This window comes from Rhodococcus sp. SB1D (assembly GCF_048573875.1).
GTDB classification, from domain to species: Bacteria; Actinomycetota; Actinomycetes; order Mycobacteriales; family Mycobacteriaceae; genus Rhodococcus_F; species Rhodococcus_F qingshengii.
The window spans coordinates 1,142,299-1,164,674 of record NZ_JBMAIQ010000001.1 but is presented as its reverse complement, the minus strand read 5'-3'; the positions used below and the strand labels follow the sequence as shown (position 1 = coordinate 1,164,674).

Sequence of the window (22,376 nt, the reverse complement as noted above, 5' to 3'; positions counted from 1 at the left end):
CGGGCACGAAAGTGTCCGGCGCGCGTTCGGTTATCGGATAGCCACTAGGATTTCGGCGTGGCGACATCAAAAATCGAGCGGTTGATGAACCTGGTGATCGCATTGCTGTCCACCAGACAGTTCCTCACGGCGGAGAAAATCCGTGACAGTGTGGCCGGGTACAACGATTCCGCGAACTACGAAGCGTTCAGTCGCATGTTCGAGCGCGACAAGAACGAACTTCGTGACCTGGGTGTCCCGTTGGAAACCGGTCTGGCAGGACGGTTCTCGACCGTCGAGGGGTATCGGATCAATCGCAATGCCTACGAGCTTCCGGACGTGGACCTCACCAGCGAGGAATCTGCTGCAGTCGCCGTCGCGGTGCAGTTGTGGGAGTCGCCGGAACTGATTTCGGCAGCCCAGAGTGCACTACTCAAACTCCGAGCGGCCGGCGTCCAGGTCGACTCAGAAGTCAGTGCCGCCCCGGTCACCGCGATTCCCGCGCGCACCCGCGGTTCGGAGCCCGCGCTCGGCAAGCTTCTTGCAGCGGTCGACGCCGGCCGAGCAGTTCATTTTCAGCACCGCGGCGCATTGAACGAACCGTTCACCGAGCGCACCGTCGAGCCGTGGGGCGTCGTCACGCACAACGGCAAGTGGTACCTGGTCGGGCACGACGTCGACCGTGATGCGGTGAGGACCTTCCGGCTCTCACGGATCGGTGACGACGTCAGGGAGTTCGGCCCGGCCGGTTCGGTTCACAAACCTGAAGGTGTCGACCTTCGCGAGGTCGTCGATCGCGTGACCGGTTCGGGCGTCGTGACCGGGACGGCTACGGTATGGGTCGCAGACGGCCGCGCCCATGAGCTTCGGCGGCTTGCGACGTCGTCGTCCGAACGGCGGTTGACCGATCGCGACGGCAGCGTGCTGGCCATCCCCGTTCGATCCTGGGAATGGACCGCTCGGTTGATCGCTGGTCACGGGTTGGACGCATTGGTGCTGGACCCACCGGATTTGCGTGCTGAGGTCGTCGCGAAGCTGCGCGCCGCCGCGGCGAGCCCGATCACCGGCCATGGACAGGGGGACCACTGATGAGCAATCGACTGTCGTCGCGGTTGGCACGGCTGCTCAACCTCGTGCCGTACTTCATCGCGAATCCTGGCATCAGTCCCGCCGAGGCCGCCGAGGAGCTCGGTGTCAGCACCACTCAACTGATGACCGACCTCAATCAACTGTGGGTGTGCGGACTGCCCGGTTACGGTCCCGGTGATCTCATCGACCTGTCCTTCTCCGAGGAAAGTATCGAGGTCACGTTCTCGGCCGGGATCGATCGCCCGTTGCGCCTCACCTCGACGGAGGCGACGGCGTTGCTGATCGCCCTGCGGTCCTTGGTGGAAATGCCGGGCATGGTCGATCCGTCCTCGGCGCAGCGTGCCATCGCGAAGATCGAGGACGCAGCAGGCTCGGCCGCGGCACGAGCCATCGGTCAGGACCGGGACACATCGCCTGCGCCGGACATCGCCGAAGACCCGATAGCCGCGACGGTCAGAGCCGCGCTCGCAGACAAGACCGCCCTGCGATTGACGTATTACTCGGCCTCGCGTGACGCGGTCTCCGAGCGCATCGTCGACCCCGTTCGTATCGTGTTGGTCGACAACTACAGCTACCTCCAGGCGTGGTGCCGTCAAGCCGAGGGCGTGCGGTTGTTCAGATTCGATCGGATCGACGCCGCCGTCCAACTCGACGAGCCCGCCGACCCGCCGCCGCAGGCCCTCGAGGAGGATTCGAATCTCGAATTGTTCAGCGGCGACGGTTCCCTTCCGGAAGCGCGGTTGTTCATCACCAAAGAGTGGGTGTGGATGCTCGACTACTACCCGTTGGACGTCGAGCACGTGAACGACGACGGGTCGGTCGAGGCGACGATGAGTTTCGGAACACTTGAATGGATGGCAAGGCTGGTGTTGGGATTCGGTGAGGGCGTTCGGGTCCTTCATCCGCCGGAACTGGTCTCCGAAGTCCATGATCGAGCCGTTGCGGCGCTCGACGCCTATGACGTAATCGGTTCGTAAAACTTCGGGAAACTTCACGTTCAGTGAGTTCGCAGGAAACAAACAGGTAAAAGGTAGCTGAAGTAAGTGCTTTGGCACCTCCGAGCGCCGGTTGTGTCCGGTAGCATCGAGGAATCTGATCATGGGAGGTCGTTATGGGTGCAATGCAGCCGATGCATTGGCTGATTGTCGCTGTTGTCGTCGTAATTCTGTTCGGGTCGAAGAAGCTTCCCGATGCAGCACGCGGTCTGGGTCGTTCCCTCCGCATCTTCAAGAGCGAAGTCAAGGAAATGCAGAACGACGATGCGGCGCCCGCAAGCGCGCCGGTCGCACAGCCTGCTCCGGCACAGTTGCCGACGGCCAACACCGCGGTGGTCGCAAACGGTGCAGCAGCACCTGTTGCGCAGCCGACCGAAGTCAAGCCGCTCTAGTACACACTGCGTTCTAGCCGGGGTGAAATATTCGTTCACCCCGGTTGTCTGCTGACCAAGACCAGGATGCACAGTGCGTATTCCGTTAGACCCGCGTAACCGCAAGCGGAAGGTCAACCCAGACGGCACCATGTCGTTGGTCGACCACCTGTACGAATTGCGGACTCGTTTGTTGTTCGCATTCCTCGGCGTGATCATCACCACGGCGTTCGGCTTCTTCTGGTATTCACACTCGATACTCGGTCTCGAAAGTCTGGGCGATCTGCTTCGCGGACCGTACTGTGAGCTTCCGTCCGAGAGTCGCGCCAACCTCAGCACCGACGACGCGTGCCGATTGCTGGCGACCGGGCCGTTCGAGCAGTTCATGCTGCGATTCAAAGTGGCGCTCACCGCCGGCATCGTTCTTGCCTGCCCGGTGTGGCTTTACCAATTGTGGGCATTCATCACCCCGGGCCTCTACGCCAAAGAGCGTCGCTACGCGGTCGGATTCGTCACCGCAGGTGCCGCTCTCTTCATTCTCGGCGCAATCCTGGCGTACCTCGTCGTGGCGAAGGCTTTGCACTTCCTCCTGACCATCGGTGACAACGTCCAGATCACCGCGCTCAGTGGTTCGGAGTACTTCGGCTTCATCATCAATCTGCTGCTCATCTTCGGCGTCAGCTTCGAAATTCCACTGCTCGTCGTCGTGTTGAACTTTGCCGGCATTCTGACGTACGAGCGTTTGAAGGCCTGGCGTCGAGGATTGATCTTCGGGCTCTTCGTATTCGCTGCAGTTGCCACGCCAGGGTCGGATCCGTTCTCGATGTTGGCGCTCGCGCTGGCTCTGACGCTTCTCTTCGAGGTCGCGGTCCAGATCGCTCGCCTCAACGACAAACGTAAGGCCAAGCGAGCCGGTGAAGACTGGGGCGCACTGTCCGACGAGGAAGCTTCCTCCATCTCGGCTCCGTCCGATCTGAACGAGGCTTTCGACAATCCGACCAAACCCAAGGCCGAATCGAGTGGATTGTTCGGACGTAAGTCCAAGTCCAAGGCTCCGGTCGCGGAGAAATCCGACACCGCCGGCGACAACGCGCCCGGCCAGGATTTCACTGACACTCTCTGAGCGCCGTGCCACCACGTCGGCGGCGTGTGAAACCCTGACGAGGTGGTTATGAACAAGAGTGAACTGAGCACGTTCGCGTCCAGCCTGAAGTTCGAACTCGATCCATTCCAGGTGAAGGCATGCGTTGCGCTCGAAGCGGGCCACGGCGTCCTTGTCTGCGCGCCGACCGGTGCAGGCAAGACCGTGGTCGGCGAGTTCGCTGTCCACCTGGCTCTGGCGGCGGGCCGCAAGTGTTTCTACACGACGCCGATCAAAGCGTTGAGCAATCAAAAGTACGCCGAACTCGTCGAGCGGTACGGCCCCGGCGAAGTCGGTCTGCTGACGGGTGATTCGAGTATCAACTCCGACGCACCGGTGGTCGTCATGACCACCGAAGTCCTGCGGAACATGCTCTACGCCAACTCCGAGGCACTGCGCGGGCTTTCGCACGTCGTCATGGACGAAGTGCATTACCTGGCCGACCGGTTCCGTGGGGCGGTGTGGGAGGAAGTGATTCTGCACTTGTCCGAGGACGTACGCCTGGTGAGTTTGTCGGCGACCGTGAGCAATGCCGAAGAATTCGGTGCCTGGATGGAAACCGTCCGCGGCGACACCACTGTGGTCGTGGACGAGACTCGGCCGATCCCGCTGTGGCAGCACATCATGGTCGGTAGGCGAATCTTCGATCTCTTCGACAGTCGTAGTCATCCTGCTGCCGGGCCGATGACCGTGCTCGTCGATCAGGATCTGGTTCGCCACGTCAAGCAGCGTCAGGCTCTCGAACGCGTCGAGAGCTGGCAGCCGCGTGGCCGCGGACGACGCGGCAGCTACCAGAGTTCCAACGATTTCCGGCCCTTGCCACGACCTGACGTCATCGCTCAGCTCGATCAGTCCGGACTGCTCCCGGCCATCACTTTCATCTTCAGCCGCGCCGGTTGTGATGCGGCTCTTGCACAGTGCCTGCGGTCCAGACTGGATCTCACTTCGCCGGAGCAGGTCCGCGAGATCGACACCATCATCGAGAAACACACCGGGGAACTACCCGAAGAGGATCTCGAAGTTCTCGGATATCGGGACTGGTGCAAGGCACTACGACGCGGACTGGCATCTCACCATGCCGGCATGCTGCCGGCATTCCGCCAGACAGTCGAGGAACTGTTCGTCAAGGGGCTCGTGCGGGCGGTCTTCGCGACCGAGACGCTGGCCCTCGGCATCAACATGCCGGCACGCACGGTGGTGCTCGAACGTCTGGTCAAGTACAACGGTGAATCGCACGCCGAACTGACGCCGGGGGAGTACACGCAGCTGACGGGTCGGGCCGGCCGACGCGGCATCGACGTCGAAGGCCACGCTGTGGTCCTGTGGCAGCCCGGGGTCGAGCCGACGGATGTCGCCGGCTTGGCGTCGACACGGACGTTCCCGCTCCGCAGTTCGTTCCGCCCCTCGTACAACATGTCGATCAATCTCGTCGAGCGCATGGGCGCGGCGGATTCACGGAAGCTGCTCGAACGTTCCTTCGCGCAGTTCCAAGCGGATCGCTCGGTGGTCGGCCTGGTGCGTGGCATCGAGCGGAACGAAGAAGCACTGAAGGGTTTGCAGGAGAAACTCGGCGGTGCGGACGGCGAATACTTCGAATACGCGTCGTTGCGTGAGCGGCTCAGTGCGCGCGAGCGCGCGCTCGAACGTAAGGGCCGCGAAGACCGACGCGGAGATGCGGTGGAGTCCCTTCGTGCACTCGCCCGCGGTGACGTGATCGCAATTCCCATCGGTCGTCATTCCGGGGTGGCGGTGGTCCTCGTCCCGGACAACGATCCGAAGGACCCGCGTCCGCTGGTTCTGACTGCCGACCAGTGGGCCGGCCGACTCTCCTCGGGTGATTTCCCGGAAGCAGCCGACGTTCTGGGAAAGATGCGACTGCCCAAGCATGTCGATCACCACACCGCCCGGATCCGGCGCGATCTGGCCTCGGCGTTGCGTAGTACCGGGATCAGTGCCCCCCGGCGAAAGAAGCGCCGCAAGGCGGGCGCATCCGAAGATGCCGAGGTCGCTACTTTGCGACGTGCTATTCGCTCGCATCCGTGCCATAGCTGGCCCGATCGTGAACATCTGAGCCGGATCGGTGAGCGCTACAACCGGCTGGCCAGGGAAACGCAGTCGATGAGGGAAAAGGCTGCGGCCACCACCAACTCGTTGGCGCGGACGTTCGACCGCATCATTGCGCTACTCAAAGAGCGTGAGTACATGACTGCCGAAGCAGCGCCCGAAGTCACCGAATCCGGACGACGACTCAGCCGCATCTACTCGGAAAGCGACCTTCTGGTCGCCGAATGCCTGCGGACCGGGGCGTGGACAGGTCTCAGCCCGGCTGAGTTGGCGGCCGTCGTGTCCTCGGTGGTCTACGAATCACGTCGGGACGGGGACACCGTGGATCGGGTGCCGACAGCGGCGCTTCGTCACGCCCTCAACGACACTCAACGATTGTGGAGCGAACTGCGGTCGGACGAGATTCGCCACAAGCTGCCGCCGACGCGGGAACCGGATCTCGGATTCGTCACTGCCGTTTATCACTGGGCGAGCGAAAACTCGCTTGTCGACGCACTGATCGCGGCCGGAGTGCAGGGTCGTGCGCTGTCTGCGGGTGACTTTGTACGTTGGTGTCGTCAGGTGATCGATCTCCTCGATCAGGTCCGCCTGACTTCGACGGATGCCGACGTCGCGAAGACTGCGGCGCGGGCGGTAGCTGCAATTCGTCGCGGGGTAGTTGCTGTCGACGCAGCATGACCGCAACTATGTGGTTTGATTCGCAGACTGGTATTTCGAGTGGGAGGCGAACATGAGCGGGCCTTACGGACCGAACGATCCGAATCGGCAATGGGGTCCTGGTGATCAGCAGCAGCCGAACGAGCAGCAGTGGGGGCAGAATCCTCAGCAGCCGGGCGGACAACAGCAGCCTGGTCAGCAACAGCCGTGGGGTCAGCCTGGTCAAACACCGCAGCCCGGCCAGCAACAGCCGTGGGGACAGCCTGCCTACGGCCAGCCGGGTGGTCAGCCTGCGTACGGTCAGCCGCAGCAACCTGGACAAGGACAACCCGGCCAGCAACAGCCGTGGGGACAACCCCAGCAACAACCTCCCGCACAGCCGTGGGGTCAGCCCGGGCAACAGCAGTCACCTGACGCAACCCAGGCGTGGGGTCAGCCTCCGGCTGCCGCACCGCAGCAGGCGTGGGGCGCCACGGCCCCCGGGCAGACTCCGGGACAGCAGAACCAGTGGAACCAGGCTCAGCCGTTCCCGAGTCCCGGTGCGCCCGGAAACCAGTCGGGTAAGTCGAAGAAGCCCCTGATCTTCGGTGCGATCGGCGTTCTCGTCGTTCTTGCCGCTGTCGTGGTGGCCCTGGTGTTCGGAGTCTTCGGCAAGAACACACTCGATCAGAGCGCGGCTCAGGCCGGCGTCGAGAAGATCGTCACCGAGTCCTACGGGGCGAAGAACGTGAGCAACGTTCAGTGCCCCGCGGACCAGGAAGTCAAGTCAGGCAACAAGTTCACCTGCACGCTTTCGATCGCGGGTGTGAAGTCGAACGTGACCGTGACGTTTGTCGACGACAACGGCACGTACGAGGTCAGCCGCCCGAGCTGACGCCCTATTGGTCGGACCGGCTTGCCGCCGCAGCCTCGAGCGCGGCGGCAAGCCGGCCGGCCGAGCGCTCGATGTTCAGCGAGGCCGCCACTTCCTCGAGGCGTGCGGGATCGACGGGGGTCGCCGGGAGTCGGTCGTCCTTCGAGAACTGAACGTCCGCGTCGCGAACCACTCGTACGACCGGCAACGCAGCATCAAGGTAAGCCATTGCCTCAGGTGAGGTCAGTTTTGCGCGAATCCCCTTGGCCATATCCGATTCAGGATCAGCTGCGGCCGCCCGAAGTCCGGCCAACGAGCCGTAACGGAGCATCAGTGTCGACGCAGTCTTCTCACCGACACCCTTGATGCCGGGTAGACCGTCGGAGGCGTCTCCGCGAAGTACCGCGAGTTCGGCGTAAGCCTCGCCCGCACGGTCACCGGGTACTCCGTACTTCTCCGCAACCTCGACCGGTCCGAAGAGTTCCGCCTTGGACAGGCCACGGCCCACATACAGGACACGGACGGGCACGTACTCGTCTGTGACGACCTGCAGTAGGTCTCGGTCACCACTGACGACGACGGTGAGATCTTCGCGCTCGGTGGCGGCAAGCGTTCCCAGTACGTCGTCGGCTTCGAGTCCGACTGCACCCGCCGTCGCGATACCCGCTGCAGCGAGCACGTCCATGATCATGTCGACCTGAGGCGTCAACGTGTCCGGAACTTCTTCGGACGCACCGTCAGAGCCTTCCTCGACGCGATGTGCTTTGTACGTCGGAACGGCGTCGACGCGGAACTGCGGTCGCCAGTCCAAGTCCAGGCACACCGCGAGACGACTCGGCTGGTGTTTGGTGATCAGGGAAGCAACCATGTCGGTGAATCCGCGCACCGCATTGACAGGTCTGCCGTCGGGGTCGACGAATGACTCGGGCAGTGCGTAGAACGCACGAAACCACAGGCTGGCACCGTCGAGGAGAAGCAATGGCCCACTCATGGTCACCATCCTGCCAGTCGGCACTAACCTGTAAGCCATGACGTCTCCAGCCGAACAGGATTCCCGATTCTCCAGCGCCGTGTACGGCGCACGTATCGCTCGTGCCGCCGAGTTGGCTCGATCAGCAGGTCTCGACGGTCTGGTGGTGACTCCCGGTCCGGATCTGCGGTACCTGACGGGTTCTCGGGCTGACTCGTTCGAGCGCTTGACCGCGTTGGTCATCGCCGCGGACACGGCGAAGGCATCCGTCGTACTTCCTCGGTTGGAGTTGGCGTCGCTGAAGGAATCGGCAGTGGGCGATCTCGGGTTGACCGTCCTCGACTGGGTCGACGGTGTCGACCCGTATGCGATTGTGGCGGCGCAACTCCCGACCGGCGCGAAGGTGGCGGTGACGGATGCGATGCCTGCGCTGCATCTGATCCCGCTCGCAGACACCTTGGGCGCGTTGCCGATTCTCGCCACCGGCGTCTTGCGCGAATTGCGGATGGTCAAGGACGGCGCCGAGATCGAGGCGTTGCGGCGAGCCGGTGCGGCCATCGACCGTGTTCACGCCCGCATGGCCGAGTTCTTGGTCGTCGGACGTACGGAAGCTGAAGTAGGCGAAGCGATTTCGGCGGCGATTCTCGAAGAGGGGCACACCGAGGCCGCGTTCGTGATTGTCGGTTCGGGCCCGCACGGCGCCGATCCGCATCACGAGGTTTCGGACCGGGTGATCGAGAGCGGCGATATCGTGGTCATCGACATCGGCGGACCGGTCGAGCCCGGATACAACTCGGACTCCACTCGCACGTACAGCATGGGGCAGCCGTCCGCGGAGGTTGCCGCACAGTTCGCGGTACTCGAGGCGGCGCAGCAGGCTGCGGTCGATTCGGTGCGGCCAGGAATCTCCGCAGAATCCGTGGACGTTGCAGCTCGCGAAGTGCTTGCCGCACAAGGGCTTGCAGAGGTATTCGTTCACCGCACCGGTCACGGTATCGGGCTGTCCGTACACGAGGAGCCGTACATCGTCGAGGGCAACACCATCGAACTCGTCGAAGGTATGGCCTTCAGCATCGAACCGGGAATCTACTTCCGCGGCAGTTGGGGTGCCCGTATCGAGGACATCGTCGTCGTGACCGCGGACGGTTGCGAGTCGTTCAACAACCGTCCGCACGGCCTGACTGTCCTCGACTGATCAGCTTTCCTTGAATGCAGCGGACCCGAGTATGCGTGTGACGTCGATTTCGATGACCACGCGCGCGGGATTGACCCGTGGCTGGCGGTACCGCTCGGCATAGCGCCGAACGGCGTCGGCCACGGAGTCCGCGTCGGTGAGCACGCGTGCCGGCCCCTCGAGCGTGAGCCAGCGGCCACCGTCGACCGAACTGACGGCGGCGTATCCGCCACGCGCTGCGTTGATCGCCTTCTGTGAGCCACCGCTGGTGATCACGCGCGCCTTTCCGGCTTCCTGGTCCCAGGTGAACCCGACGGCAACGACGTGTGGGGTGCCGTTCGGACGCAACGTCGTGAGTGTCGCGAGGTGGTATTCACCGACGAACTTCAGCCCGTCTTCGGTGAGAGTCTGCTGTGACGATGGCGTGGTGGAGGGGGTGAGCGTCATGCCACGACGGTAATCCAGGACACTGGAGCGGTGACTGCGGGTGCGAACGTGAATGACATCGAGACGGTACTGCTCCTCGGCGGACGAAGTGAGATCGGCCTCGAGATCGCGGTCAGGCTCGCGCCAGGCCGCAACATCGTTCTGGCTGCCAGACGCAGCGGAGAGCTGTCGGAGCAGGAGCAGATGCTCAAAAACGCCGGCGCTGTCGACGTCTCCACCGTCGAGTTCGACGCCGACGCCGTCGACACGCACGGAGACCTCCTGGGCGCCGTAGTGGCCGAGCACGGCCGGATTTCGATTGCAGTGCTGGCCTTCGGGATTCTCGGCGATCAGGCGCGTGCCGAAACCGACGCGGCGCACGCGGTCGCGGTGGTGCACACCGACTACGTGGCTCAGGTCAGCATCCTCACGCATCTCGCGGAGATCATGCGCGGACAGGGAACCGGAAAGATCGTGGTGTTCTCGTCCGTCGCCGGCGTCCGGGTTCGCCGCGCCAACTACGTCTACGGGAGCGCAAAGGCCGGCTTGGACGGTTTTGCCAGCGGCCTCGGCGACGCGCTGCACGGTTCGGGCGTCCAATTGATGCTGGTACGGCCCGGGTTCGTCATCGGCAAGATGACCGAGGGAATGTCGCCTGCCCCTATGTCGAGCACTCCGTCGCAGGTCGCGGACGCCGTCGTGCGGGGACTGAACTCCGGGGCGACGCGTGTGTGGGTACCGCGAATTCTGCAGCCGGTGTTCTTCGTCATGCGGCTTCTGCCTCAGACGATCTGGCGCCGGATGCCGCGATGACCACACACCCGGTGGTGATCGTCGGCATCGGCGCCGACGGCTGGGATGGGCTGTCCGAGAGCGCAAAGGGCGCAATCCTGGGCGCGGAGGTCCTGATGGGGTCGCCGCGCCAATTGGACTTGGTCCCGGCGACACATCTCGGGGCACGGCGTGCGCCCACCAGGCTGACCTGGCCGTCTCCGATGATTCCGGCGTTGCCGTCGATGTTCGCCGAGAACGCGGACCGCAGAGTATGCGTGCTCGCCAGCGGTGACCCGATGTTCCACGGTCTCGGTGTCACATTGGTCAGGCTGCTCGGCGCGGACAACGTGCGAGTGATCTCCCACCCGTCGTCGGCGGCGTTGGCGAGCGCGCGAATGGGATGGGCATCGGCCGAGATCGACGTCGTGAGCCTGGTCAACCGAGACTCGGCGACAGTATTGGCTTCCGTGACTGACGGTGCGCGACTGCTGGTGTTGAGCAACGGGCGCTCGACACCGGGGGAGGTGGCACGTCTGTTGTCCGGCGCGGGCTTCGGTCGATCGATCGTGACCGTGCTGGCCCAGCTGGGCGGGGCCGGGGAATCGCGGACCGTCACGGTCGCAGACGAGTGGGATCACGCGGACGAGGACGTGGACGCGTTGAACGTTCTGGCCGTCGAGTGCATCGCGGCCGATCCTCTCTTGCGGCTGACTCGAATCCCGGGGCTACCGGATGCTGCTTTTGTCGGCGACGGTCAGATGACCAAGCAGGAGATCCGTGCGTTGACGTTGTGCGCGCTTGCCCCGGCGCCGGGAGAACACCTCTGGGACGTGGGCGGTGGGTCGGGAACCGTCGCCATCGAGTGGATGCGAACTCACCCACGTTGCACTGCAACAACATTCGAGAAGGTGGCGAGCCGCGTGTCGCAGATCGGTGCCAATGCACTCAATCTCGGCGTGCCCGCGTTGAACGTGAAAGGGGCCGCGCCGGAGGCGTTTGCGGACGAAACTCGACGTCCCGATGCGGTGTTCGTCGGCGGCGGCGTCACGCAACCGGGAATGCTCGAAGCGTGCTGGGAGCAGTTGAGCGTGGGTGGTCGTCTGGTCGCGAACGCCGTGACCGCCGAGTCCGAATCGTTGCTGCTCGGCTGGATGAGTCGCCATGGTGGGACGCTGCGACGCTTTCAGGTGCAGCGCGCCGAGCCGTTGGGAACGTTCAACGTTTGGCGACCGCAACTTCCGGTGGTCCAATGGTCCGTCACAAAACGTCAGCCGTCTGCAGGCGCAGACACAGATACGCCGGAGGAATCCACACAATGACCGTTCATTTCATCGGTGCGGGTCCCGGTGCGGCAGATTTGATCACTGTCCGCGCGCAACGGATCATCGCTGCGAGCCCTGTGTGCTTGTACGCAGGCAGCCTTGTTCCAGCGGAGTTGCTCGAGTGGTGCCCGGTCGGAGCTCAGGTCGTGGACACTGCTCGGCTGAGCCTGGACGAGATCACCGCGATTCTTGTCGAAGCGGATTCCGCTGGGCTGGACGTCGCGCGTTTGCATTCCGGTGATCCGTCGATCTTCAGTGCAGTGGCAGAGCAAGCTCGTCGCCTGGACGCCGCAGGAGTCGATTTCGACATGATTCCCGGTGTTCCTGCATTTACCGCGGCAGCAGCCGCGCTGGGGCGCGAGCTGACTGTCCCAGGCGTCTCGCAGACCATTGTTCTCACCCGAGTCTCCACCTTGTCGACGGCAATGCCGGAGGGCGAGGATCTGCGGTCCCTCGGCCGCAGCGGCGCGACGATGGTGATTCACCTCGGCGCTCATCGCATCGAACAGATCGCATCCGAGTTGGCCGACAATTACGGCGAGGATTGCCCGGTCGCGGTGGTCGCCTTCGCCTCACGGCCCGAGGAGATCGTTGTTCGAGGCACTTTGAAGACGATCGTCGAACTTGTTCATGCGGCCGGCATCACGAAGACGGCCGTCGTGATCGTCGGCCGAGTGTTGACTGCGGAGGGGTTTCCGGACAGCTACCTCTACTCGGCAGCGCGCGAGAGAAGCACACACTGACCTCGACAGGTACTCGTCGCCGCGTACTCCTGCTCGGCGGCACAGGCGAAGGTCGAGTGATCGCTTCTCGCTTGGCCGGTTCAGCCGACCTCGAGGTTGTCACATCGCTGGCCGGCCGGGTTCGTGATCCTCGATGGCCGGAAGGGGAAGTGCGTATCGGCGGGTTCGGGGGAGCCGAAGGGCTGTCGGAGTGGTTGTCGGCCAATGATATTCGTGCAGTGCTCGACGCCACGCATCCGTTTGCCGCTCGCATCACCCAGAATGCGTTCGAAGCGTGCCTTGCGAATTCCGTGCCGTACGCCATGTACCGACGCCCGCCCTGGCGCGAGCAACTCGGTGACACTTGGCTTCCGGCACACGATCTCGATCACGCCGCAGAGTTGGTGCCGACGGTCGGCTCACGCGCTTTTCTGACGATCGGGAGGCAAGGAGTTTCGGCGTTCGACCGCGTGAAGAGCGTCTCGTTTCTCGTGCGCTCGATCGATCCGCCTTCAGGGACATTGCCGCCTCACGCGCAATTGCTGCTCGCACGTGGTCCATTCGACATCGAAGCGGAAGTCGATCTGATGCGAACTCACAGCATCGACGTCGTGATCACCAAGAACAGTGGCGGCGAGCAGACGTACGCAAAGATCGCCGCAGCCAGGCAATTGTCGATCCCGGTGATCGTCGTCGAACGACCACCGATCCCGGCGACCGTCCCGGCATTCGATACCGAAGCCGAGGCGATGGACTGGCTCACGGCTTTCGGTCGTGGAACGGCGCTGTGAGGCCGACATCGCGTTCGCTTCAGGTTCGTCTAAGGTTCCGTGACCATACTGGAGGGATGTTGGGATTTTTCGACGCCGCACTGCGGGACCGCGCATGAGAGTGTCGGTTCCCGGAATGAGCCGTCGAAAACCATCGGGAATTCACGTGCGGACGCTCCATGCTCGCGTGAAATTGCTGACTGCAGGCCTGGTGGCGATCGCGGTGATCGTGTCGGCGTCGGCGGTGTACATAGTGTTCAACGCGTATTTGCAAGGCAACGTCGATCGGCAACTCGAGCGCACGAGTGACGCGATCACCGACACCGTCAATTTCGGCGGTGTCACACCGGTTCTGGGATTGACGGCCGGCGCGGATACAGCGGTCATCCAGGCGGTGGGGCTTCTCACTGCCGACGGCGCCTTGGTGACGGCGACTCCCGGTCTGCCGCCGTTCAGCACCAGCGCAGACGCCATCAGGTCGATCGCAGACGGCAATTCGTCGCAGACAATCGCAACCGTCGATGCGTATCGAATTCTTGTCGAGCCCTCGGTTGCGGGCCAGACTTTGGTTGTCGCGCAATCCCTGGGGCCGACGCGTTCGGTACTCAAGCGACTGGCAGTGGTGTTGGCGGCACTCGGGGCGGCCGGAATCGCCCTAGCTTACGCGGCCGGAGATGCTGTGGCACGCACAGGATTACGGCCGATCGCGCGACTCACTGCGGCGACGCGGCGGGTCGCCGAAACGGATGATCTTGCGCCGATCCCGGTGACCGGTGACGACGAGTTGGCGTCGTTGACAGTCAGTTTCAATCGGATGCTCGGGACGTTGTCGGAATCGCGGGCACGCCAGAGAAGTCTGATCACCGAAGCGGGCCAGGACCTCCTGGCTCCTTTGACTGCACTTCGCACCAATATCGAGTTGTTGATGTCTTTCGATACCAAGTCCGGCGCGATTTCCGAGGCGGATGCAACGCAGCTGCGTGAGGAAATCACCGACCAGATGATGGAGTTGACGCTCCTCGTCGGAGAGTTGGTGGACCGTGCGCGGGTTGACGAAAGCACGTTGGGGAGAGGAGATTCCCTCTAAATCGGACGTCTGACCAGCGACTTTGTTGCATTCGTAATTGAAGCAATGGAAGGAGCGCTGGTAATGTGGGGCAATTGTGAAGTTTTTGGGTATAGCTGGAGTGTGGCGCGAACCGTGGGGTTTGCTGGGCGGGGGCCTTTGGAGGACGAGAGGGATTCAGTGGTCAAGCAAGCACGCGCCGAGCTGACTCGGCAGCAAATCGTTGCCGGCGCGGCCGCGCAGTTCGAGAAGACTGGTTACGGCAGCACCAGCATGGCCGACATAGTCTCGGGGGCCGGTACTACCAAGGGCGCGTTGTATTTCCATTTCGCGTCGAAGGACGAGCTCGCGCAATTCATCATTGCCGAACAGCATCGGCTCTCGATCGAGTCGGTGCAGGCGATTTCCGCGACGGGCAAGGACCCGTTGGAACAGATGATCATGCTCACGCACGAAATGGCACGCCAGATTGTCGACGAGCCGATCGTTCGCGCGGGCATTCGCCTCACGCTGGAACTGAGCACGTACGAGGGGCCGGTGGAACCGTACGCCGAATGGATCTCGGCAATCACCGATCTCACCGCCAGAGCTCAGGCGGAAGGTGAAATCCGAAAATCGGTCAGCGCAGAATCGTTCGGCAGGTTCATGCCCTCGGCATTCACGGGGGTACAGCTGGTTTCGAACGTTCTCACCCGACGCTCGGATCTTCCGGATCGTGTCGACGAGATGTGGCAGATCCTGCTTCCGGGGATCGTCAGCGACGAACTTTCCGGTGACATCGAGCGCCTCGTCAAGTCGCGGTGGACTCCGGCGGCGGCGTAGCCTGCGGGACATGGCCGTCACGCGGATAGTTTCGGATCTGTCGAGTAGTTCGCTCGAGGCCGCGCAGCGCTTCTACACCGAAGTGCTGGGCCTCGAAGTTGTCATGGATCACGGGTGGATCGTGACGTTGGCTTCGCCGACGGATCCGTCATTGCAGATCAGCGTCATGACGCACGACGCTCATGCGCCCGTAGTACCGGACGTCTCCGTCGAGGTGGACGATCTCGACGCGGCGTACGAGGCCGCGGTGCAGCGCGGCGACACCATCGTCTATCCCGTCACCGAGGAGCCGTGGGGTGTCCGCAGGTTCTTCGCTGCCGACCCCGACGGCCACGTGATCAACATCCTCAGCCACCGACGCGAGCAATGATGGCGTCCCGCCCGGGCGGGCTGACGTACCTCGAGGTGGGCGCAACGTCAGGCGTTCTCCCCGCCGGCTATCACCACGTTCACGAGAGCGCGACGGTCGGATCCGGACGGGAGGATTTCGAGGTTGCCGCTCGAACCGTCGCGAATTGGGGAATGCACCGCGGAGCCGGACTGGCCGTACGGACGGCAGCCCCGACCGCCGTGGCGGGTCAGGATGCGACTTTCGGACTCGGTCCGGTGACTATCCCCGTTCGGATCGTCTATGTCGTCGACGAACCCAATCGCAAGGGCTTCGCGTACGGAACCCGCGCCGGTCACCCCGAATGCGGGGAGGAATTGTTTGTCGTCCAGTTCGACGAGGCCAGCCAAGCGGTTCGTATCGAGATCGTTGCGTTCTCCAAGCCCGGAACGTGGTGGGTGCGTCTCGGCGCTCCGATCGGACGTCGAGTACAGGCGTTTGTCACGCGCCGCTACATCCGTGCCGTCCGCCAGAGCGTCGCCCGATCGCGGGTCTGACCCGTCGTAGGCGTCAATTCAATCCAGCGTACGAATGCAATCCCGACACGACGTAGTTGATCGCAAACATGTTGAAAAGCATGGTGGCGAGCGCAGCAACATTGATCCATGCCGCACGCATGTTCTTCAACCCGGCGGTAGCGCGCGCATGGAGGTACGCGGCATAGAGAACCCAGGAGATGAACGAGACCGTCTCCTTGGGATCCCAGCCCCAGAAACGTCCCCACGCGGCCTCCGCCCAGATCGCCCCGCAGATCACCCCGATGCTGAACAACGGGAACCCGACGACCGTTGTTCGGTAGGCCACGCGGTCAAGCAATTCGGATGACGGCAGTCGTGCCGCAATCCAACGCAACGCGCGTTTCTTCGACTGCGGGCCCACCTCGGCAATCATGAAAAGTGCGCTGACCGAACTTGCGAACGTAAGGATGCCGGAGGCGGCGACGATGATCGTGACGTGCACGCCGATCCAGTACGAACGAAGAGCGGGTACGACCGGCGCTGCCTCGGCATACATGCTTGCGGCGGCGACGAACAGAAGCACCACGGTGGGTGACAGAACGAAGATGGTCAACGATCGAATCGGGTACCGCCGCAGAATGACCAGCCAGCATGCCACCAATGCCGCGCTGAGGAAAAGCGCGTACTCGTAGAGGTTTCCGAGAGGCCATCGGTGCGTCGAGATGCCGCGAAGTGCAAGCGCGGTGACGTTGAGGACCAGGGCGACGACGATGAGAGACATGGCAGCGCGACCCGCACGATGGGCGCGGGTTCGATTCGGCAGCAATGCGATCCGGCCGGGCAATGCAGGATTCGATGCACTTCCGGCATGTGCGAGTGCCGGTCGCACCGTGGCAGAGAGGGGTGTGCTGGAGAAGTCGACGACGGAAAGAACCAGGGCGAGAACGTAAATCGCGAAAGACGACGCGAAGGCGTAGTCGCTGTACTGCGCGAGAACTGGATCTACCGACATCAGACTCCTCATAACGACCGGTTGGTTGTCATTTGGAATCTACTACACACGATCGTAGAACTGGCAGGGCCGTCTGTCGGATCAGTGGCCCGGAAAATGATTGGACGAGCTTCGGTTGGGGTTGATAGCTTGTGCGAGACCGTGACAACACGCCAGGAGGTGAGACCCATGAACGCTGTAACCATGTGGGTGCTCCCACTCGTGTTCACGGATCGGCGATTGACGTAGGTGTCGCCGGGAGCGCCTCGAGTGGGCAATCCCGAAAGGTAACACCATGCAATCCAATTCTCAGACCATCGAATTCACTTCCGAGACAACGTCGAACGGGGTCGTCGAACGCCATTTCATTCTGGACGACATCACCGGTGTGCTCTGGTCACCCGCGTCCGGATCTGTCGAATCACCCCTTCTGCTGTCCGGGCACTCCGGCGGCATGCACAAGAAGGCACCAGGACTGGTTGCCAGCGCACTCCACAGTGTGAGCTCCCGCGGGTTCACAGTCGCCGCGATCGACGCGCCCGGACACGGCGACCGCCCGCGGAACACACAGGACGAACAGTGGGTCGAGGCGATCCACCAGGCTAGGGCGGCCCACGAGCCGATCGCCCCGATCGTCGTCGAGTACAACCGATCGTTGGCGGAGCGTGCAGTGCCGGAATGGCAGGCGACCATCGACGCTCTGCAAACGCTGCCCGACGTCAACGCCGACGCTCCGATCGGCTTTGGCGGCGTGTCGCTAGGGGTCGTGACCGGGCTCATGTTGGCCCCGGTCGAATCCAGGATCGCTGCCGTGAGCTTCGGGGGAGTTTTTGTGGACGACTCCCTCATCGAAGCGGCACGAAAGCTCGCGGTCCCGGTCGAGTACCGGATCCCTTGGGACGACAAGGATTACGACCGCACGTCGGGGATAGCGTTGTTCGATGCCTTCGGCTCGAAGGAGAAGACGCTGCACGCCTACTCGGGCAGGCACTATCCGGTGCCCGACTACGAGCGCGACAGTTCGGCTCGGTTCTTCGTCCGCCACCTCGGCGGGAGCGGTGGCGCTCCTGTGAGCTGACGTGAACACGTATCGGCGTCCGGCCTGTGTCGGACGCCGATACGATCTCGACCAGGTTTCGTTTCTCAGCAAGACCCGAAGTAGTGGCGTCAACGTATCCTGCATCAATTTGACCAAAGCTTTTCAGATGATCATTTTTGTGGCGCTCGCGATGGTGGCGATTTCGATCCTTCGCTCGCTAGTAGCCGTCCAGCTTGGCCATTTTTGCTGAGGCGCTCGATGGCGACATATGTCCTTACGGTCCGCCGGGCGGAATGAACTTGTTCGTGATCCAGTTCGATGCTTCGATCTCGTCGAGGGTTGTCCGGAGAACTTCGGTGGCTAATGTTCATGCTGTGCCGAGTGTCCGGTCAATACCGAACACCGAACAAGACTGGGAACTCTTCTCGCGTCCGAACTGAGGCGACGACATGTCTTTCAACCGCGCATGTCCAGCCATGCGTCGACTACCCGTCCGATACCTGACCCGGGGGCGGTATTTGAGTGGGCCGATATCGCACGGCGACTGCACCCGACTGGAACTCGTGGCGATCGACGAGTTCGAGTTGGATGCGCTTGCGCAGACCGGCGAGCAACGTCGGTCCGTGTCCGGCGAGGACCGGTTGCACAACGAACTCGTACTCGTCGATCAGTCCCAGGTCTGCCAATGCCAGGGGGAGTGTTACGCCGCCAACCCACAGGCCTTCGCCGGGCTGCTCCTTGAGCCGTTGAATCACTGGCCCCAAGTCGCCTTGCACGAGTTCGGCATTCCAATCGACCCCGCTCAGCGTGTTCGACACGACGTACTTCTTCGCCCGGTCCATGGCCTGGGCGAACGGGATCTCCCACTCGTCCATCCAGTCAGGCCACGCGCCCGTTGCGGGCCGCCGCCACGCCGACTCCATCATCTCGTAGGTCACCCGGCCGAACAGCAAGGCATCGGCTCGTTCCATCTGAGCGGTCCAGTAGCGCATCGACTCCTCGTCGGGTGGGAGCCCCGCCTCGTGATGGCAGCAGCCGTCGAGGGTGACGTTGATCGAGTATCGAAGTGGTCTCATCTCGTTGTTCTCCCCTGATAGGCGCAGAGTGACAGCACCGGACCGTACTCAGACTACTGCCGGGCCGTCGGTGTAGATCAGGTTCGGGACCTGGAGTCACGCGGGGGTCGACCGAACAGTAACCAGACGAGCGCACCGAGTACAGGCACCGCGATCACCAGTGCCGACCACCAGAATTTGCCGCCCGAGCGTTCGAAGTCAGTGCGCACGATCGCCACGAGCGCGCTAATCGTGATGAAGATCCAGGCAAGAACGAAGGCGGTGAAGGTGATGTCCATCCAAAGCGGAATGGTGGGGTTGGGGGTCGATTCGTTCACGCTTCCAAACCACTTTCGACGACTGTGCCTTGATGAAACAACACGCTCCACCGATTCTCGGTGAACCGCCAGATGGATGATCGCTCGGTAACTCGTTGCGCTTGCGCCAGCCGGTACGTCACCAGATACGTGTCAGGTGCAATCCGGCTCAGCGCGGGTCGGTCAACCCTCCATCCGAGTTCAGCCGCGTCGTTCACCTCGCCGCGGAGTCGCCGGGTCTCGACTACGGACTGCACGTAGTCGCGGGTGTATCGCGCACCGGAGGCTCCGATTTCCCGGAACTCCGGGTCGACGACCGCATCGAACTCGTCTCGTGACATCGCTACTCGAGTTCGGTGAAACAGAGGTTCGAACTCCATGAGCTCGTCGAGGATCGGGCGCAACTCGTCCGGGGCCGTCACGACTGCTCCGAGAACTGCGCCCTCATCTCGATCCCTATCTCCGCGTGGCGCAGGAGGAAGGCCTTCTCGTCATAACCCTTGCGCCGCAACCAGAGAGTGACCTCGCTGTTGCATTTGCTCGCATTGCACGAGCGGCAAGCCGGTGCGATGTTGTCGAGTGTGTAGCGCCCACCGCGGGAGATCGCCAGCACGCAGTCACGTTGCGGCGACTCGTCCGGCTCGCCGCAGTACGCGCAGCCACCCCAGGCCGCTTTGAGCGCGGACCACTGCTCGACGGACAGGTCGTGCTCCATCAGATCCATTCGGCGTTTGCGCCTACGCGCGTATCTGGCTTTCCGGGTCCGGTTGACGGGCATGAGGCCATGCTATCGCCGTGCGGCGTTCACTCCGGGTAGCGCCGCGGGGTGAACACCTGACGGCCCGAACCGGTTTCGACGACCGTCGTCATCGAGGAGCCGACGATCAGCAGAGTTCGCATGTCGATCTCGGAAGGCTCGAGCTCGCCGAGGGTCACGACGCGAACTGATTCCTCGGCACCGGCAACATCGCGGCCGATGACGACGGGAGTCTCGGGGGAGCGGTGCTCGAGCACGAGGTCCTTCATGGCTTGGACCTGCCACGTCCGGGACTTCGACGCCGGGTTGTAGACCGCAAATGCCATGTCCGCGGCTGCAACTGCCGAGATACGGCGCGCGACGACATCCCACGGCTTGAGGCGATCAGACAACGAGAGCACCGCGTAGTCGTGCCCGAGGGGAGCGCCGACGCGACTGGCGACAGCGTTTGCCGCCGTCATGCCGGGAAGGATGCGGACCGGCACCCCGCGCCACTGGTCTTCGGCGGCAACTTCGAGAACTGCTGCAGCCATGGCGAATACGCCGGGATCACCCGAGGAGACGACAGCTACACGGGCGCCGTTCTTCGCCAGGTCCAACGCCATCGCGGCGCGTTCCGCTTCGACGCGGTTGTCGCTGGAATGGCGACGCTGGCCCGGACGCGTCGGCACGCGATCGACGTACGGGCCGTAGCCGACGAGGTCGGTTGCCAACGAAAGCTCATGCGCCACTTCGGGTGTGGTCCAGGCGGTGTCGCCCGGCCCGAGTCCGACCACGACCACCTCGCCGCGAGACTCGGCTGCGGGTCGAGGGTTGTTCGACGGGCTCGGAACGATGGCGATCGAAAAGTACGGAACTCCGTCCGGGTCGACCTCGGCAGCGGATTCGACGCGTTGACGTGTGGTGCTCGCGCGCTCGACGTAGTGGGCCTCGCCGAGGCGGCCGGAATCCTCGAGCGATTGGAGGACCGGTGGGAAGGTACGTCCGAGCTTGAGGATGGCCGCGGCGTCGGTTTCCTTGAGCCGCCTGGTCAGCTCGGCCTGCGGCAACGTTCCGGGCAGGATCGTGAGGATCTCTTCACCCTCGACCAGCGGCTTTCCGAGTGCAGCAGATGCCGCGCTGACGGAGGTGACGCCGGGAATCACTTCGGCGTCGAAGCGATCGGCCAGTCTCTTGTGCATGTGCATGTAGGAGCTGTAGAAGAGCGGATCGCCGGCGGCGAGCAACGCGACGGTTCGACCGGCCGCGAGGTGAGCTGCCAGCCGTTCGGCAGCTGCTTCGTAGAACTCGTCCATCGCGCCCTGGTATCCGCCGGGATGATCAACGGTCTCGGTGGTCACGGGGTAGACGAGGTGTTCTTCGATCTGTCCTTCGCGCATGTACGGCGCTGCAACTCCGCGGGAGATGCTCTTGCCGTGCCGCGCGGAGTGGAACGCAACCACATCGGCCTCGCCGATGACGCGGGCTGCCTTGACGGTCACCAATTCGGGATCGCCGGGGCCGATACCGACACCCCAGAGCTTGCCTGCACTCATTCGACTTCGCTCGCAATCGCATTGACGACGGCGGCGGTGATCGCGCTGCCGCCGCGTCGGCCGCGGAGAACGAGATGATCGATCCCGCTGGCGTGTTCGATGAGGGCTTCCTTCGACTCGGCAGCGCCGATGAAGCCGACCGGACCTCCGACGATGGCGGCCGGACGGGGTGCGCCGGCTTCGATGAGGTTCAGGAGATGGAACAGTGCGGTGGGTGCGTTTCCGATCGCGACAACAGCGCCCTCGAGCTTGGCTCCCCACAGTTCGAGAGCAGCCGCCGAGCGAGTGTTGTCGATGGTCGACGCCAGCACGGGAACCCGCGGATCGCCGAGGGTGCAGATGACGTCGTTGCCGGCGGGCAGACGCTTGCGCGTGATGCCGGCAGCCACCATCTGGGCGTCGCAGAAGATCGGCGCGCCGTCGCGCAGAGCTGCGCGCGCAGCCGAGACGACACCGGGTGTGAAGGCGACGTCGTCGACGAGATCGACCTGGCCACTTGCATGAATCATGCGCACTACAGCTTGCGAGACATCCGCCGGGAAACGGCTCAGGTCGGCTTCGGCCCGAATGGTGGCAAAGGACTGGCGATAGATTTCCGCGCCGTCACGGATGTACTCGATCATGTGCCACACGATAGAGGC

General features: G+C 63.2%; 25 protein-coding genes. 16 read left to right on the top strand and 9 right to left on the bottom strand.

What is annotated here, in order from left to right:
- Positions 1-57: 57 nt before the first annotated feature.
- The 6 genes from ACN50D_RS05325 to ACN50D_RS05300 all read left to right on the top strand — a co-directional run bounded on the left by ACN50D_RS05325 (position 58) and on the right by ACN50D_RS05300 (position 7,170).
- A complete protein-coding gene (locus ACN50D_RS05325) occupies positions 58-1,068 on the top strand; it encodes a helix-turn-helix transcriptional regulator (RefSeq protein ID WP_042919732.1) in 1,011 nt (336 codons plus the stop codon).
- Positions 1,068-2,045 carry a helix-turn-helix transcriptional regulator gene (locus tag ACN50D_RS05320; protein ID WP_030536343.1) on the top strand — a complete coding sequence of 326 codons (978 nt, stop codon included), beginning with the start codon at positions 1,068-1,070 and terminating at the stop codon, positions 2,043-2,045. The genes ACN50D_RS05325 and ACN50D_RS05320 overlap by 1 nt, the downstream gene beginning before the upstream one ends.
- Before the next feature lie 134 nt (positions 2,046-2,179).
- A complete protein-coding gene (tatA, locus tag ACN50D_RS05315; RefSeq protein ID WP_003944836.1) occupies positions 2,180-2,455 on the top strand; it encodes a Sec-independent protein translocase subunit TatA in 276 nt (91 codons plus the stop codon).
- 73 nt (positions 2,456-2,528) lie between these two features.
- A complete protein-coding gene (gene tatC / locus ACN50D_RS05310) occupies positions 2,529-3,557 on the top strand; it encodes a twin-arginine translocase subunit TatC (RefSeq protein ID WP_003945030.1) in 1,029 nt (342 codons plus the stop codon).
- A 48-nt stretch (positions 3,558-3,605) separates the two neighbouring features.
- Positions 3,606-6,317: a DEAD/DEAH box helicase gene (locus tag ACN50D_RS05305; protein WP_211920143.1), complete on the top strand. Its 2,712-nt coding sequence runs from the start codon at positions 3,606-3,608 to the stop codon at positions 6,315-6,317.
- Between the two features lie 52 nt (positions 6,318-6,369).
- Positions 6,370-7,170 (top strand): DUF4333 domain-containing protein, encoded by an 801-nt coding sequence (locus ACN50D_RS05300; RefSeq protein WP_211920145.1) that lies wholly within the window; start codon positions 6,370-6,372, stop codon positions 7,168-7,170.
- Positions 7,171-7,174: 4 nt separating this feature from the next.
- Here ACN50D_RS05300 and ACN50D_RS05295 read toward each other — a convergent pair whose 3' ends face one another.
- Positions 7,175-8,140 (bottom strand): 5'-3' exonuclease, encoded by a 966-nt coding sequence (locus tag ACN50D_RS05295; protein ID WP_058038861.1) that lies wholly within the window; start codon positions 8,138-8,140, stop codon positions 7,175-7,177.
- 37 nt (positions 8,141-8,177) lie between these two features.
- Here ACN50D_RS05295 and ACN50D_RS05290 point away from each other — a divergent pair, with 37 nt between their 5' ends.
- Entirely contained in the window at positions 8,178-9,314 is a 1,137-nt protein-coding gene (locus ACN50D_RS05290; RefSeq protein WP_030536345.1) for a M24 family metallopeptidase, read from the top strand.
- On the opposite strand, the gene ACN50D_RS05285 is transcribed toward ACN50D_RS05290, so the two are convergent.
- Entirely contained in the window at positions 9,315-9,740 is a 426-nt protein-coding gene (locus ACN50D_RS05285) for a PPOX class F420-dependent oxidoreductase (protein WP_030536346.1), read from the bottom strand.
- A gap of 30 nt (positions 9,741-9,770) precedes the next feature.
- On the opposite strand from ACN50D_RS05285, the gene ACN50D_RS05280 reads away from it, so the two are divergent.
- From ACN50D_RS05280 to ACN50D_RS05245, 8 genes are all read left to right on the top strand, one after another.
- Complete coding sequence (locus tag ACN50D_RS05280) at positions 9,771-10,532, top strand: SDR family NAD(P)-dependent oxidoreductase (RefSeq protein ID WP_051649467.1); 762 nt, start codon at positions 9,771-9,773, stop codon at positions 10,530-10,532.
- Entirely contained in the window at positions 10,529-11,812 is a 1,284-nt protein-coding gene (cbiE, locus tag ACN50D_RS05275; protein ID WP_192712398.1) for a precorrin-6y C5,15-methyltransferase (decarboxylating) subunit CbiE, read from the top strand. Before ACN50D_RS05280 ends, cbiE begins: the two co-directional genes overlap by 4 nt.
- A complete protein-coding gene (gene cobM / locus ACN50D_RS05270) occupies positions 11,809-12,558 on the top strand; it encodes a precorrin-4 C(11)-methyltransferase (protein ID WP_003944967.1) in 750 nt (249 codons plus the stop codon). Before cbiE ends, cobM begins: the two co-directional genes overlap by 4 nt.
- Positions 12,555-13,328: a cobalt-precorrin-6A reductase gene (locus tag ACN50D_RS05265; protein WP_050655277.1), complete on the top strand. Its 774-nt coding sequence runs from the start codon at positions 12,555-12,557 to the stop codon at positions 13,326-13,328. The genes cobM and ACN50D_RS05265 overlap by 4 nt, the downstream gene beginning before the upstream one ends.
- Positions 13,329-13,473: 145 nt before the next feature.
- The gene (locus ACN50D_RS05260) at positions 13,474-14,394 is read left to right on the top strand and encodes a HAMP domain-containing protein (RefSeq protein ID WP_007729850.1); all 921 of its coding nucleotides are present in this window, start codon (positions 13,474-13,476) and stop codon (positions 14,392-14,394) included.
- 159 nt (positions 14,395-14,553) lie between these two features.
- Complete coding sequence (locus tag ACN50D_RS05255; RefSeq protein ID WP_019748499.1) at positions 14,554-15,195, top strand: ScbR family autoregulator-binding transcription factor; 642 nt, start codon at positions 14,554-14,556, stop codon at positions 15,193-15,195.
- Between the two features lie 10 nt (positions 15,196-15,205).
- The gene (locus ACN50D_RS05250) at positions 15,206-15,565 is read left to right on the top strand and encodes a VOC family protein (RefSeq protein WP_019748498.1); all 360 of its coding nucleotides are present in this window, start codon (positions 15,206-15,208) and stop codon (positions 15,563-15,565) included.
- Positions 15,565-16,080, top strand: a complete 516-nt coding sequence (locus ACN50D_RS05245) for a DUF1990 family protein (protein WP_007729847.1) — start codon at positions 15,565-15,567, stop codon at positions 16,078-16,080. The genes ACN50D_RS05250 and ACN50D_RS05245 overlap by 1 nt, the downstream gene beginning before the upstream one ends.
- A gap of 13 nt (positions 16,081-16,093) precedes the next feature.
- On the opposite strand, the gene ccsB is transcribed toward ACN50D_RS05245, so the two are convergent.
- The gene (ccsB, locus tag ACN50D_RS05240; protein WP_007729846.1) at positions 16,094-17,053 is read right to left on the bottom strand and encodes a c-type cytochrome biogenesis protein CcsB; all 960 of its coding nucleotides are present in this window, start codon (positions 17,051-17,053) and stop codon (positions 16,094-16,096) included.
- 274 nt (positions 17,054-17,327) lie between these two features.
- Between ccsB and ACN50D_RS05235 the strand changes: the two genes are divergently transcribed.
- Positions 17,328-18,110: an alpha/beta hydrolase gene (locus ACN50D_RS05235; RefSeq protein ID WP_211920147.1), complete on the top strand. Its 783-nt coding sequence runs from the start codon at positions 17,328-17,330 to the stop codon at positions 18,108-18,110.
- 446 nt (positions 18,111-18,556) lie between these two features.
- Here ACN50D_RS05235 and ACN50D_RS05230 read toward each other — a convergent pair whose 3' ends face one another.
- From ACN50D_RS05230 to ACN50D_RS05205, 6 genes are all read right to left on the bottom strand, one after another.
- Positions 18,557-19,147 (bottom strand): dihydrofolate reductase family protein, encoded by a 591-nt coding sequence (locus ACN50D_RS05230; protein ID WP_125051085.1) that lies wholly within the window; start codon positions 19,145-19,147, stop codon positions 18,557-18,559.
- A 77-nt stretch (positions 19,148-19,224) separates the two neighbouring features.
- Positions 19,225-19,464, bottom strand: coding sequence for a PLDc N-terminal domain-containing protein (locus tag ACN50D_RS05225; protein WP_003944835.1), 240 nt, complete (start codon positions 19,462-19,464; stop codon positions 19,225-19,227).
- Positions 19,461-19,865: a hypothetical protein gene (locus tag ACN50D_RS05220; RefSeq protein ID WP_058226722.1), complete on the bottom strand. Its 405-nt coding sequence runs from the start codon at positions 19,863-19,865 to the stop codon at positions 19,461-19,463. The genes ACN50D_RS05225 and ACN50D_RS05220 overlap by 4 nt, the downstream gene beginning before the upstream one ends.
- Entirely contained in the window at positions 19,862-20,221 is a 360-nt protein-coding gene (locus ACN50D_RS05215) for an HNH endonuclease (RefSeq protein ID WP_065455757.1), read from the bottom strand. Before ACN50D_RS05215 ends, ACN50D_RS05220 begins: the two co-directional genes overlap by 4 nt.
- A gap of 26 nt (positions 20,222-20,247) precedes the next feature.
- Positions 20,248-21,735, bottom strand: coding sequence for a precorrin-3B C(17)-methyltransferase (gene cobJ / locus ACN50D_RS05210; RefSeq protein WP_125051083.1), 1,488 nt, complete (start codon positions 21,733-21,735; stop codon positions 20,248-20,250).
- Positions 21,732-22,358, bottom strand: a complete 627-nt coding sequence (locus tag ACN50D_RS05205; RefSeq protein ID WP_007729839.1) for a precorrin-8X methylmutase — start codon at positions 22,356-22,358, stop codon at positions 21,732-21,734. Before ACN50D_RS05205 ends, cobJ begins: the two co-directional genes overlap by 4 nt.
- Positions 22,359-22,376 lie beyond the last annotated feature (18 nt).